11 protein-coding genes are annotated in these 12,829 nt (G+C 71.6%); 10 read left to right on the top strand and 1 reads right to left on the bottom strand.

Translation table 11 applies throughout. The features are described 5' to 3' along the window. Window positions 1-185 precede the first annotated feature (185 nt). Window positions 186-584: a group II truncated hemoglobin gene (locus tag VF092_31550; protein HEX6751873.1), complete on the top strand. Its 399-nt coding sequence runs from the start codon at window positions 186-188 to the stop codon at window positions 582-584. 9 nt (window positions 585-593) lie between these two features. On the opposite strand, the gene VF092_31545 is transcribed toward VF092_31550, so the two are convergent. Continuing rightward, window positions 594-1,109: a gluconokinase gene (locus VF092_31545; protein ID HEX6751872.1), complete on the bottom strand. Its 516-nt coding sequence runs from the start codon at window positions 1,107-1,109 to the stop codon at window positions 594-596. A 27-nt stretch (window positions 1,110-1,136) separates the two neighbouring features. Here VF092_31545 and VF092_31540 point away from each other — a divergent pair, with 27 nt between their 5' ends. From VF092_31540 to VF092_31500, 9 genes are all read left to right on the top strand, one after another. Beyond that, on the top strand, window positions 1,137-1,559 hold the full coding sequence (locus VF092_31540; GenBank protein HEX6751871.1) for a VOC family protein: 423 nt from the start codon (window positions 1,137-1,139) through the stop codon (window positions 1,557-1,559). A gap of 73 nt (window positions 1,560-1,632) precedes the next feature. Then, window positions 1,633-4,092: a ribonuclease H-like domain-containing protein gene (locus VF092_31535; protein HEX6751870.1), complete on the top strand. Its 2,460-nt coding sequence runs from the start codon at window positions 1,633-1,635 to the stop codon at window positions 4,090-4,092. 395 nt (window positions 4,093-4,487) lie between these two features. Then, the gene (locus tag VF092_31530; GenBank protein HEX6751869.1) at window positions 4,488-6,698 is read left to right on the top strand and encodes a hypothetical protein; all 2,211 of its coding nucleotides are present in this window, start codon (window positions 4,488-4,490) and stop codon (window positions 6,696-6,698) included. A gap of 255 nt (window positions 6,699-6,953) precedes the next feature. Further along, complete coding sequence (locus VF092_31525; GenBank protein ID HEX6751868.1) at window positions 6,954-7,106, top strand: hypothetical protein; 153 nt, start codon at window positions 6,954-6,956, stop codon at window positions 7,104-7,106. A gap of 151 nt (window positions 7,107-7,257) precedes the next feature. After that, on the top strand, window positions 7,258-8,970 hold the full coding sequence (locus VF092_31520; protein HEX6751867.1) for a HAMP domain-containing sensor histidine kinase: 1,713 nt from the start codon (window positions 7,258-7,260) through the stop codon (window positions 8,968-8,970). Continuing rightward, the gene (locus tag VF092_31515; protein HEX6751866.1) at window positions 8,967-9,659 is read left to right on the top strand and encodes a response regulator transcription factor; all 693 of its coding nucleotides are present in this window, start codon (window positions 8,967-8,969) and stop codon (window positions 9,657-9,659) included. Before VF092_31520 ends, VF092_31515 begins: the two co-directional genes overlap by 4 nt. A gap of 128 nt (window positions 9,660-9,787) precedes the next feature. Then, window positions 9,788-10,420, top strand: a complete 633-nt coding sequence (locus VF092_31510; protein HEX6751865.1) for a nucleotidyltransferase domain-containing protein — start codon at window positions 9,788-9,790, stop codon at window positions 10,418-10,420. Then, the gene (locus tag VF092_31505) at window positions 10,417-10,839 is read left to right on the top strand and encodes a hypothetical protein (GenBank protein HEX6751864.1); all 423 of its coding nucleotides are present in this window, start codon (window positions 10,417-10,419) and stop codon (window positions 10,837-10,839) included. Before VF092_31510 ends, VF092_31505 begins: the two co-directional genes overlap by 4 nt. Before the next feature lie 149 nt (window positions 10,840-10,988). Next, window positions 10,989-12,461, top strand: a complete 1,473-nt coding sequence (locus VF092_31500) for an amino acid permease (GenBank protein HEX6751863.1) — start codon at window positions 10,989-10,991, stop codon at window positions 12,459-12,461. The last annotated feature ends 368 nt before the right edge of the window (window positions 12,462-12,829 follow it).

The following is a 12,829-nucleotide window of genomic DNA, read 5'->3' as shown; positions in this document are numbered from 1 at the left end:
GGCAGCGCCCGCCCGGCGCCCAAGAAGGGCGACATGCCGGCCGAGGGCACGCGTCAGGCCGGTGCGCCCAAGCGCGGCCAGCCGGCAAAGGGCGAGGGGACGGAGCGGAAGCGGTAGCGGCGCTCCACGTCGCGCCATCGACGCCGATCGATCGGGCGTGGGCGCGGGGGCCCTAGATTTCACGCATGACCGCTCCCGCGCCCGCGCCCACCCCCTACGAGCTCCTCGGCGGCGAGGCCGGCATCCGCCGCCTCGTCGACCGCTTCTACGACCTGATGGACAGCGCCCCCGAGGCCACCGCCGTCCGCGCCCTCCATGCGGCCAGCCTCAGGGCGTCGCGCGAGAAGCTGCGCCTCTTCCTCACCGGCTGGACGGGCGGCCCACCGGTGTACGTCGAGCGCTTCGGCCATCCGCGCCTGCGCATGCGCCACTTCCCCTTCGCCATCGGACGGCGCGAGCGCGACGAGTGGCTCTGGTGCATGGACCGCGCGCTGGACGAGCAGCCGATGCCCGACGCGCTGCGCGCCCACCTGCGCGAGCGCTTCCACGCCCTGGCCGACCACATGCGCAACCGGCCGGAGTAGCGCCCTCCGTCACACGCCCAGCGCGGCGCGGATCTCCGCCACCAGCACGGCGGGCGCGGCCGCCGCGTCGAGCGTGACCACCGGCGCCGGCTCGTCCACGCCGGGCTCCTCCAACGTGTCCAGCTGGCTCTCGAGCAGCGCGGGCGGGAAGAAGTGACCCGGCCGGCCGCCGAGCCGCGCCGCGAGCAGCGCCGGCGTGGCGTGCAGGTGGACGAAGCGCACCGCGTCGCGCGCGGCCGGCGCGCCGCCGGGCACGAGGCGGCGCCGGTACGCCCGCGTCAGCGCCGAGCAGGCGAGCACCAGCGAGCGCCGCCCGGCCACCGCGTCGGCGATCATCGCGGCGAGCGCGGCGAGCCAGGGCGCACGCTCCGCGTCCGTCAGCGGGATGCCGGCCCGCATGCGCGCGACGTTCGCCGGCGGATGCACGTCGTCCGCGTCCACGAACGGCCAGCCGAGCGCCGCGGCGAGCGCGCGCCCGACGGTCGTCTTGCCAGCGCCCGCGGCGCCCATGATGATGATGACCATACCGTTCCCTCCCACACCGCCCTCGCCATGCAACCACGCATCACCGTCCTCACGCTCGGCGTCGACGACCTCGAGCGCGCCGTCGCCTTCTACCGCGACGGGCTCGGGCTGCAGACGCCGGGCATCGTCGGCCGCGAGTTCGAGCACGGCGCCGTCGCCTTCTTCGACCTGCAGGCCGGCCTCCGCCTCGCCCTCTGGGCGCGCGACGACATCGCGCACGACACCGGGCTCCCGAGGTCGGCGCACGGCCCCACCAACTTCACGATCGGCCACAACGTCCGCCGGCGCGAGGACGTGGACGCGGTGATGGCGCAGGCAGTGCAGGCCGGCGCGCGGATCGTGAAGCCCGCGCACGACACCTTCTGGGGCGGCTACGCCGGCTACTTCGCGGATCCCGACGACCACCTCTGGGAGGTGGTGTGGAACCCGCAGTGGGCCGTGGAGGGGTGAGGCGGTCAGCCGTTCCTCCGTTTCCGTCATCTCTCCCGTTCATCCCGTCGTCGTTGGTCCCCGGCACGCCACGATGACCGTGCTCGAGGAGGAATGGCTCTGGGGCTGGGATCCCACGCCGGGCATCGTCTCGGTGTGGGCCGAGCCCGACGGCCGCGCCGCCGTCTGGCGCCGCCCGCCCGGTGGCGGCGCGCTGGTGCGCGAGGACGCGCGCTTCCGCCCCTGGCTCCTCCTCGACCGGCTGGACGACCTCCGCCACCTCGGCGACGCGCTGGGCCCCGCGGGCTCCGGCGCGCCCGTCACCTGGCGCGAGCTGGAGGGCCCGGGCGCGCTGCGCTGGCTGGTGAGCGCGGACCGCCTGCACACGCTCACCGCCGCCCTGCTGGAGGGCGCGGGGCGGCGGCTCGGCCGCGTCGTGCCGCACGTGCGCGAGCTGCCGCGCGAGGAGCTGCTCTGCCTGCCGCCCGACGAGCAGTACCTGGTGGCGACGGGGCGCACCTACTTCCGCGACCTCCCCTTCGACGCGCTGCACCGCCTGCAGTTCGACCTCGAGACCACGGGGCTGGACGCGCGCCGCAACCGCATCTTCATGATCGCCGTGCGCGACCCGCGCGGTGAGGCGTTCACGCTGGAGGCCGACGGCGAGGACGACGCGGCCGAGGCGGCGCTGATCGCGCGGCTGGTGGCGGCGGTCACGGCGGCCGACCCGGACGTCATCGAGAACCACAACCTGCAGGGCTTCGACCTCCCCTTCCTGGAGGAGCGGGCGCGCCGGCTCGGCGTGCCGCTGGCGCTCGGGCGGCTGCCGGCGCTGGGGCTGCGGCAGCGCGCCGCGCGGCGCGGCACGCCGGCGGATCCCACGTGGGGCGACGGCCGGCGCCGCGCGCGCTTCATGGCCCCCGGCCGCGAGCTGATCGACACGCTGGACGCCGTGTGGCGCTACGACTTCGCCACGCGCGAGCTGCCCGGGCACGGCCTCAAGGCGGTGGCGCGCCACCTCGGCATCGCCGCGCCCGACCGCGAGTACGTGCCGGGCCGCGAGATCTTCACCGTGTACCGCCGCGACCCCGAGCGCATCCGGCGCTACGCGACGGACGACGTGGAGGAGGTGGCCGCGCTCGCCCGGTTGCTGGGCGGCGCCGCCTTCGCGCTGGCGCGCATGGCGCCGCGCCGCTACGAGCGGCTGGCCGACGCCGGCGCGGCCACCGGGGTGATCGACCCGCTGCTCGTGCGCGCCTACCTGCGCGCCGGCGCGGCGCTCCCCGCGCACGAGCCGGCCGACGGCACGCCGCACAGCGGCGCCGCGCTGCACCTCTATGCCGCCGGCGTGGCGCGGCGCGTGGTGAAGGCGGACGTGGCCAGCCTGTATCCGTCGCTCATGCGCGCCTACCGCATCGGCCCGGAGCGCGACCGGCTGGGCGCCCTGCTGGCGATGGTGGACCGGCTGGTGGAGCTGCGCCTCCAGGCCAAGGCGGCCGCCCGCGCGGCGCCCCCCGGCTCGGCCGAGCGCCACGCGCAGGAGGCCACCTCGGCGGCGATGAAGCTCGTCGTCAACTCGGCCTACGGCTACCTCGCCGCCGGCGGCGAGCTGACGCGCTTCGCCGACGTGCACGCGGCCAACGAGGTGACGCGGCGCGGGCGCGAGACGCTGGCCGTCATCTGCCGCGCGCTGGCCGGGCGCGGCGTGACGCTGCTGGAGGCCGACACCGACGGCGTGTACTTCGCCGTGCCGGAGGGGTGGACGGAGGCGGACGAGCGCCGCGTCGTGGCCGAGGTCGCGGCGCTGCTGCCGCCGCTGGTGCAGCTGGAGTTCGAGGGGCGATACGCGGCGATGCTGTCGCACGAGCCCAAGAACTACGCGCTGCTGGGCTACGACGGCGCGCTGCAGTTGCGCGGCGTGGCCTTCCGCTCCAGCCGGGCGGAGCCATTCGGCGAGGCGTTCCTCCGCGCCGCGCTCCCCCGCCTCTTCGCCGCCGACCTGGCCGGCGTGCGCGAGGTGTATCTCCATACGCTGGACGCGCTTCGCCGCCGCGAGCTGCCCACGTACGAGGTGTCGTCGCGGGTGCGGCTGACCAAGTCGCCCGCGCGCTACGCGGAGACGAGCGTGTCGCGCCGCGAGCTGCCGTACGAGGCGCTGCTGGCCGGCGGCCGCACGCACTGGCGCGTGGGGGACCGGGTGCGCGTGTACCGCACGCAGGGCGGCGGCGCAGGCGTCGTCCCCTCCCCCGACGACGTCGTGGAGTGGGCCGACCCGCGAGACTACGACGTGGACCACTACGCGCGCGTATTGCGCGACAACTACGCGTCGCGGCTGGCCCGCGCGCTCCGGCCCGAAGACTTCGCCGCGCTGTTCGCCGCGCCGGACCAGCTTTCGCTCTTCACGCCCTCGTTCGCAGAGATGCGGCCCATCCTCGACGCCCGCCCGGCGCCGCTCCAGGCCGCCGCCCCCGAGCACGACGACGCCGAGGACCCGCAGGCGCTTCCCTTCGACGTGGAGGACGGGGTCCCCGCGGCGGACGCCCTGCCGGAGTGATCTCGCAACTCCGGTTCGAGCATTGACAATCCTGGATTTCACACAGAGGGCACGGAGGACCGCGATCGGTTCTCCGTGCCTTCTTACGGGTGGTGGCGAGCACGGCAGGGCGAATGTGACTTCAGGTGTTAACGATCGGGCCACACGGTTGTCTTGTTAAGGACGCGCGGTGTTCCCGGCTGCAACCGTTCCGCGTGGATCTACGGATGTCGGTGGCTCGTCGGGTCGGTCCGGATGCAGGAAGTACGGACGTTCATCGCGTGTGGCAAATCTCCGCTGCGGGGTTCTCCGCGCCGGAGCCGCCACGACCCACCGGCGGCGGCGAAGATGGGATGCTCCCCGCATCCTTTCGGAGCCGCCGCCGCCTTTTCCAGTCTCCAGAAGGAGAATCGCTCGTGTCGGATACGGATACGGTAATCACCCTCACCCTTCCCTCCGTCCCCGGGGCGGACGTACCCGCGCCCCTGGCGGGCGTGGAACTCTTCGCGGACGCGGCCAACGGAGGCTCGCCGGCGCTGCGGCTGGAGGACGGCACGCTCCTGAACGTTACCGATGCCGTGCGCTTCACCCCCTCGGGCGAGGAAGACGATTGGCAGCGGCTGAACGACCTGATGGCGGCCAACGCGGACGCCCGCGCCATCGTCTTCGCGCCGGGCGCCTATACCTGCTCGACCCCCGGCGTGGTGCCCAGCGGCACCGCGCTGGTGTTGAACCCCGGGGTGAGGATCGTCTCCACGCTCTCCTTCACCGGGCAGCAGACGCAGAACGTGTTCTTTGCCGGCGTCACGCTCGACGAGACGTCGACCACGCTGGCCGCCGACACCGTGGTCGGCTCGACGCAGGTGACGATCACGATCCCGGAAGAGCCGGAGGAACCGGTGGATCCGGTAGATCCGGTAGATCCGGGGAACCCGGAGAACCCGGGGGAGCCGGAGCCGCCGCCTCCGGCACCGCTGATCGAGGCGGGATCGGAGATCCTGATCATCGACGACACCCACCTGCGTGGCCAGATCTACACCGTGCTCTCGGCCGACGCGGGTACGCTGCAGCTGGACCGCGCGGTGCTGGAGGCGTGGTCCGCAGCAACCGCGCTGGTGTACCGCGTGATCTCGCGCCCGCGCGACATCCGCATCTACGGCAACGGCGCGGTGGTCACCGGCACCGGCGACCGCGCCTTCGAGTTCGGCGCGGCCACCGACTGCGTGGTGAGCGGCCTGCGCATCGATGCGTCGGCGGGCACCTTCGGCGACATGGCGGGCGCGTTCGACATCGGCGGCTACCGCAACACGATCATCGATTGCCACGCCGAGGGCCTCAACGCGCCGAACTCGACCGGGTTTGCCCTGGAGTCGCAGGAGGCGGGGCGCTTCATCGGCTGCTCGGTCAGCGGCTTCACCACCGGCTTCTCGATGCTGGACTGCTGGAACAGCAGCGGGGTGAACCTGGCGGCCACCCGGTGCACCACCGGCGTCGCCGCAGGCGGCGACGGGCCCACCTCCGGCTGCATCGACTGCAGCTTCGAGCGGGTGCATGCCAGCGCCTGCGCCTACGGCTGCGTGGACCACGGGTACCGCGACAGTTGGACCGACGTCCGGTGCGTCGGCAGCACCTCCATCGGCTTCAACGTCAACGTGTACGCGTCCGGCACGCGGCTGCACGGCTACGTGGGCATCAGCAACGTGTACGACGTGTACGCGAGGTCGGACGTGAACATCGACGGGCTGACCACCGTGAACGCCAGGCAGTCGCTCTTCGCAGACGTTCCGGCGGGAAGCTCGGTGGTGCTGCGGAACTTCTCCATCGGGGCCAAGTCGTCGGCCGCCACCAACCAGGTCCTGATCACCGGCGGCCTCGGAAGCCGGCACTACATCGCGGACGGCTCTTTCCACCTTCCGGTGGCGGGGTCGGTGGCCATCGTCATCCAGAGCAACTCGGCGGTGTACGTCTGCGAGCGGCTGGTGGGCACCGGGTCGGGAACGGGAACGTACGGCTTCTTCCCGAACGGCTCCGGGGTGCTCCGCACGCGGCAGATCGAGTTCTCGGCCTTCGCCAATCCCCTCCCGGGTGCACCGGCGATCCTGAACCGCGGCACCATCACGCTGAACGGAACCACGGAGGTGCCGTTCTACTTCCCCGACCTGAACGCCACCGACTCCATCCGGCTCACCCGCAAGAGCGCGGGAAGTACGGCGGGCGGGCTGGCGCCGACGTACGTGGCCACCACCAACGGGGCGGCGGTTCTCACCGGGACGGTGGACCTGACCACGCGGACGTATCCCGACGACTTCGACGACAAGACGTTCACTTTCATCGTAGACGGGGTTGCCAAGCCGGTGACGTTCCGCGACCCCGCCGACGTGGTCGAGATGCTGGACCAGCTCAATATCGCGCTGGACCCGCTGGCGAGCGCCGACCTCGACAGCGGCAACCGGCTCGTGATCACCACCTCCAGCACCGGGAGGGCGTCCACGCTGCGCGTGTCGCAGGGCACGCTCGCGGCCAGCGTGCTCGGGCTGACCAACGGCAAGTTCGTCAGCGGGAACAAAGTGACGGTCAAGTCCGACCTTCCCGGCATCAACGACGTGTACGTGATCGAGATCGGCTGACGTTCCCATCACGCTACGGAGCACGAACCAGGACCGCTCCCGGGGATGTCTCCCCGGGAGCGGTTTTCTTTTCCGGTGCGCGCGTCTGCCGGGGCCTTGAGGGAGCGCGATGCCGTCACACCGGCTGTCCGGGCGGCGACGTTCGTGTCCACGGCGGAAGGAAAGTTGTGGCGGGAAGCGCGGCGCCCAGACGGGCATGCCGCCCCGCGACGCGCGACGGCTCACTCCAGACCTCTGCAGCCAGGGAGGACGACGATGGACAAGCTGAGGATGAATGTCGAGGAGTTGAGCGTGGACACGTTCGAGCCGGACGAGAAGACGGAGGACGCCGTTCTCCACGGCGCGGTGCGGACCGTCGACCCCACCAAGTGCGAGCCGCACTCCTGCGTCCCGACGTTCCCCTGCTGACGCGAAGGGAACGTCACGGCGGCGAGGGGCGGCCACGGCGGCCGCCCCTCGCGCCTTTACCAAACCCTTACACCTGTCACTGGTCCGCGCGGCCGGTTCGTTTGTACCATAGACGTGAGCCGGTCCGCGCATCCCGCATCCCCTCGTCGCCATGAACCGCATCCGACGCTCCACGCACCTAGCCCCCGGCTCGGCGTTTCCCGTCGGGCTGCTGCTGGTGCTGCTTGGATTGTCGGCGGTGCTGGCGTACCAGGCGGTGGACGCGGCGCGCTCCGAGGCACGGTCCACCGAGCGGGCGCTGCGCGGCTACGCGTCGTTCGCCACGTGGGAGCTGGAGCGGCGCGCGGACGACGCCCTGCGCCGGCGCATCTCCGCGTCGCTGGGGGACGTGCTCGCGCGCCGGCCCGCGGACGCCGCCGCGCTGGCCGCGGACGCCTCGCGGGCGCTGGCGTGGTGCGCCTGCGCGAATGCCGTCCAGGGCGCCGTCGCCGCGGCATCGGGAGATGGAGATCGACGGATCGACATCTCCGCCGCGCCTGCGGTGGCCGAGTGGCTTCGGGGGGATGGGATGGGCCGCATCACCGCCACCCGCGCGCCGGGGGACAGCCTCCGGATCGAGCCGATCCTCATCTCCGGTACACGTCATCTCCTTATCTACCGTGTGGTGGTGGGCGAGGATGGGCGGCGGGCGGCCGGTCTCCTGCTCGATCCCGCGCGCCTGGCGCCCGCCGCGTTCGAGGACGCCTACCATGCCGGCGCGCTCCTCCCCGGCGCCGTGCGCGCCGCCGGCCAGCGCGACGCCGTGGCCGCGGCGGTGTCGACGCCCGACGGCGGCGTGGTGTGGCGCTCGCCGCTTCCCGCGAACGCCGCGCGCGACGGCGCGTGGGTGGACGCCAAGATCGGCGCGTATCCCCCCGAGCCGCTGGCGCGCGGCGACGTGGCCCAGCCGCTGGGCGGCCTTTTCGCCGGGCTCACCTCCCGCGTCTCGGTGCGCGCGGACGCGGTGGTCGGCGCGACGCCGCAGGGGCCGCGCACGCGGCTGCCGCTGCTGCTGACGGTTTTCGGGCTGACGATGGCGCTCGTCTGCGTCGCGATCGTGCAGCTCCGCCGTCAGCAGGAGCTGGTCAGGCTGCGCGACGAGTTCGTCTCCGGCGTGTCGCACGAGCTGCGGACGCCGCTGGCGCAGATCCGCCTATTCTCAGACCTGCTGGACTCCGGCCGCCTTCCCACCGACGAGCAGCGCGCGCGCTCCGTCCGCATCATCGCCGAGGAGAGCCGCCGGCTGTCGTGGCTGGTGGAGAACATCCTCCACTTCTCGCGGGCGCAGCGCGGCGCCGCACGGGTGCAGCCGAATCCCGTGGAAGCCGCGCCGCTCGTCCGCGAGATCGTAGACGCCTTCGCACCGCTCGCCCGTGCGCGCGAGGTGGATTTCGCCGTGGAGGCCGACGACGGCATCGTCGTGCGCGTCGACCCGGACGCGCTTCGGCAGGTGCTGCTCAATCTCCTCGACAACGCCGTGAAGTACGGCCCGCCGGGGCAGACGGTGCGCGTGCGCGCGGGGCTGCGCGGGCTGGCGCTGCGCATCTCGGTCGACGACCAGGGGCCGGGCGTTCCGTGGGAGGAGCGGCCGCGCGTGTGGGCGCCGTACCACCGCCTCGCGCGCGACGCGGAGGGCGCCGCCGGCGGCAGCGGGATCGGCTTGGCCGTGGTGAAGGACCTGGTCGAGCTGCACGGCGGCCGCGTGGGCGTGGGCGAGCCCCCGGGCGGCGGCGCGCGCTTCTGGATCGAGCTGCCGTACGCCATGCATGCCGGCCCGTCGCCCGTGCCTGGAGACGCCGCCGTTGCCGCGGGGGCGCGCGCGTGAGCCGCATCCTGGTGGTGGAAGACAACGCCAACCTGGCGTACGGCTTGACGGCCAGCCTGGAGCTGGAGGGCCACCGCGTGACCGTGGCCCGCGACGGGGCCGAAGGGCTGCGCGCGGCGCGGGAGCTGGCGCCCGACCTTGTCATCCTCGACCTGATGCTGCCGGAGATGGACGGCTACCGCGTGCTGAAGACGCTGCGCGAGGAGGGCCGCGACGTGCCCGTGCTGATCCTGACGGCGCGTGGCGCGGAGAGCGACAAGGTGCTCGGCTTCCGCCTGGGCGCTGACGACTACGTGACCAAGCCGTTCGGGCTGCTGGAGCTGCTCGCCCGCGTGGGCGCGCTCCTGCGCCGGGCGCGGCCGGCACCTGGGGATGCCGCCGCCGAGCGGGGCGTCGTCACCATCGGCGAGATCGAGGTGAGCCCCGGCTCGCGCGCCGTCCGCCGCCGCGGCGAGGAGGTGGCGCTGACGCCGAAGGAGTTCGACCTGTTGATGGCGCTGGTGCGGCGGAAGGGGAGCGTGGCCGGGCGGCTGGAGCTGCTGGCCGAGGTGTGGGGCCACCGCGCCGCCGTCATGACGCGCACCGTCGACATGCACGTGGCCCAGCTCCGCCGCAAGCTCGAGGACGATCCCGCCGATCCCCGCCACATCGTCACCGTCTGGAAAGCCGGCTACCGCATCGCGCTGTGATGAAACCATTGAAGATGCGCGGCGAGCGAGCTAGATTAGGACCATATGGTCCTTTTTTGGACCAAGCGGACTAAATAAGGTTCACACGACCCAGATTTGGTTCTTGATCCGTTGACGCGTGGGGTGCCATGCTGACCAATGTTCTCGATGCGGTGCTCGGCTCGACGGCCAAGGTGAAGATCCTGCGGGCGCTCCTTCCGCTCACCTCGGCGGTGTCGGGACGCGAGGCCAAGCTGCTCTCCGGCGTGCGCTCTCAAGGCGGTGCGTTGCAAGCCCTTACGGAGTTGGCGCAGCTCGGGGTCCTGCACGAGGAACGCATCCGGGGGGCACGGCTTTACCGGGTGAATCGCGCCCATCACGTCACCGCTGCGCTGTCAGCTCTGTTCCAGATTGAGGGGCAACGACTTAGCTCTCTTCGTGCCTTAATAGAGAATCACACGGCTGCGAAAGGCTTGATCAAGCGCGTCCAAGCCGTCATATTGTTCGGCAGCGCCGCCCGTGGCGACGCCCGCCCGGGCAGCGACCTCGACCTGTTCGTGGTAGCGGATTCGACGCGAGGGACTGCCCGGCTGCGCGATGCGCTGGACGACGTGGCGCAGGAAGCGGCGCGCACGCTGGGGCTGAACATCTCGGCGCTCGTCATGCCGAACGTGCAGTTGCGGCGTCGGTGGCGAGCCGGCGACCCGCTGCTGCGGAACATCGAAGCCGAGGGGCGCGTGCTCCTCGGCGCATCGTTGCCCGAACTCACGGAGGATCGATGAGACTCGGAAGCACGAAACGGGAGGTGCGCTCTCGCGCCAGCAGCTATCACGCGATCGGACGCGCGCTGCTGGAGACGGCGAAGGCGCTCGACGTGATCGCCGAGCCGAAGTACGGAAACGGGCTGGGCATCATCGCGGTGCACGCGGCGATCGCGTATACGGACGCGCTCACGGTGGCGTATCGCGAGGTGAAGTCGGTGGACGGCGACCACACCCGCGCGGTGGAGGTCCTGGAGCACGCCCTCGGCCAGCGCGTGGACGACGCCCAGGTGAGACGGCTCAGGCGCGTGCTGAACGCAAAGAGCCACGTCTCGTATGGCGGCAGCTACTACAGCCTGGACGAAGGGCGGGACCTGCTGAAGGACGTCTCGCGCTACAGCACGTGGGCCGAGGAGATGCTCGTCGCTCGTCCGGCCTGACGGCTCCTCTCGCGAGGTCCGCCTCGCAACTCCCTTACAATCTCCGTACGAAACGACAACCGCCGCGGAGGGCGCGACGGATACCGTTCGGGGTACTCCCCCCGGGCCGGCCCTGGCCCGCACGGTATCCCCTCTCGCGGAGGCGGCGGATGGGCCTGTTGTCGCGGAAGAGCGTCCAGGAGTTGCAGGAGGAGGCCGGGCGCGGCACCCTCCGCCGCTCGCTGGGCCCGGTCAACCTCACCACGCTGGGCATCGGCTCGGTCATCGGCACCGGCATTTTCGTGCTGACCGGCACGGCGGCGTCGCAGAACGCGGGGCCGGCGCTGGTCATCTCCATGATCGTGGCGGCGGTCGCGTGCGCGTTCGCGGGGCTGTGCTACGCGGAGCTGGCGTCGATGATCCCCGTCGCGGGGAGCGCGTACACCTACGCGTACGCCACGGCGGGCGAGATCTTTGCCTGGATCATCGGGTGGGACCTGATGCTGGAGTACGCGCTCTCGGCATCCACCGTGGCGGTCGGCTGGTCGGGGTACTTCGTCAGCTTCATGGGCGACCTGGGGATCCACCTGCCGCCGCGCCTGGCCGCCGCGCCCGAGGTCTCCATCACCCTCGCGAACGGGACGGTGACGCACGGCGTCTTCAATTTCCCTGCAGCGATGATCGTGCTGGTGGTGTCGATGCTCTTGGCCATCGGCATCCGTGAGTCGGCGAACACCAACACGGCGCTGGTGATCCTGAAGGTGGCCGTGCTGCTCGTCTTCGTGGCGGCGGGTGCGGCGTTCGTGCGGCGCGCGAACCTGACGCCGTTCATCCCCCCCAACACCGGCGAGTTCGGCTCGTTCGGGTGGAGCGGGGTGATGCGCGGCGCGGCGGTGATGTTCTTCGCCTACGTGGGCTTCGACGCCGTCTCCACCGCGGCGCAGGAGGCGCGCAACCCCCAGCGCGACCTGCCGGTCGGCATCCTGGGCTCGCTCGCCATCTGCACCGTCATCTACATCCTCGTTGCGACCGTGCTGATCGGCATCGTCCCCTACTCGCGGCTGAACGTGCCCGACCCGCTGGCGGTGGGGATCGACTCGACGGGGCTGACGTGGCTCTCGCCCGTGATCAAGATCAGCGCGCTCTTCGGCCTGTTCAGCACCATGCTAGTGACGCTGCTGGGGCAGACGCGGATCTTCTTCACCATGAGCCGCGACGGGCTGCTGCCGGGCGCGTTCGGGCGCGTGCACCCGCGCTGGCGCACGCCGCATGTGAGCACGGCCATCACCGGCTGCGTCGTCTCCGTCGCGGCCGGGCTGCTGCCGATCAGCGTGCTGAGCCAGCTGGTGAGCATCGGCACGCTGCTGGCGTTCGTGCTGGTGAGCGTGGGTGTGCTGGTGCTGCGCCGCTCGCGGCCAGAGCTGGAGCGCCCTTTCCGCACCCCGTGGATGCCGTGGGTGCCGATCCTGGCGATCATCTCCTGCGTGGCGCAGATGGTGTCGCTCCCCGGCGCCACCTGGACGCGGCTGTTCGTGTGGCTGGCGATGGGGATGGTGATCTACTTCGCGTACGGGCGGTGGCGCAGCCGGGTCGGCCTCGCCGCGGCAGATTCCCCGAGTGATAAGCCGAAGGCGGTGGCGTGAGATGCTCGACGGTTGGGGATTTTGATGTGATTCGGTGCGAGACGATGCGACTGAAGAAGTCGCGGCTACAACGACACACAGTCCGCCTTCGCAGACTTCGCATCGATGCGGTCGACGGGTCGGTGTGATTGGGATGGATCACAAACGAAACGCGTCCGGGAGATGGTTTCCGCGGACGCGTTTTCGTTCGGGCAGATATGAAGTCCGCGAAGGCGGACTGCGTGTTTTTGTAGCCGCGAGGTAACCGTTCAGGGGCCATGCGCGAAAGTTGTGGACTTCGTTCATGTTGGCCACTACATATTGTGGCTCATGAGCATAGTCGAGCAACTCGAGGCCAGCGGCGAGGTACTCTCGCCATCGTTGCGTGC

The sequence above is a fragment of the Longimicrobium sp. genome, assembly GCA_036377595.1.
Classification (GTDB): Bacteria; Gemmatimonadota; Gemmatimonadetes; order Longimicrobiales; family Longimicrobiaceae; genus Longimicrobium.
This window is presented reverse-complemented; position numbering and strand designations above follow the sequence as displayed.

What these genes read in the sequence shown, in the direction of transcription:
- VF092_31550 (HEX6751873.1), top strand. Translation starts at nt 186, where the DNA reads ATGACCGCTCCCGCGCCCGCGCCCACCCCCTACGAGCTCCTCGGCGGC.
- VF092_31545 (HEX6751872.1), bottom strand. Translation starts at nt 1,109, where the DNA reads ATGGTCATCATCATCATGGGCGCCGCGGGCGCTGGCAAGACGACCGTC.
- VF092_31540 (HEX6751871.1), top strand. Translation starts at nt 1,137, where the DNA reads ATGCAACCACGCATCACCGTCCTCACGCTCGGCGTCGACGACCTCGAG.
- VF092_31535 (HEX6751870.1), top strand. Translation starts at nt 1,633, where the DNA reads ATGACCGTGCTCGAGGAGGAATGGCTCTGGGGCTGGGATCCCACGCCG.
- VF092_31525 (HEX6751868.1), top strand. Translation starts at nt 6,954, where the DNA reads ATGGACAAGCTGAGGATGAATGTCGAGGAGTTGAGCGTGGACACGTTC.
- VF092_31520 (HEX6751867.1), top strand. Translation starts at nt 7,258, where the DNA reads ATGAACCGCATCCGACGCTCCACGCACCTAGCCCCCGGCTCGGCGTTT.
- VF092_31510 (HEX6751865.1), top strand. Translation starts at nt 9,788, where the DNA reads ATGCTGACCAATGTTCTCGATGCGGTGCTCGGCTCGACGGCCAAGGTG.
- VF092_31505 (HEX6751864.1), top strand. Translation starts at nt 10,417, where the DNA reads ATGAGACTCGGAAGCACGAAACGGGAGGTGCGCTCTCGCGCCAGCAGC.
- VF092_31500 (HEX6751863.1), top strand. Translation starts at nt 10,989, where the DNA reads ATGGGCCTGTTGTCGCGGAAGAGCGTCCAGGAGTTGCAGGAGGAGGCC.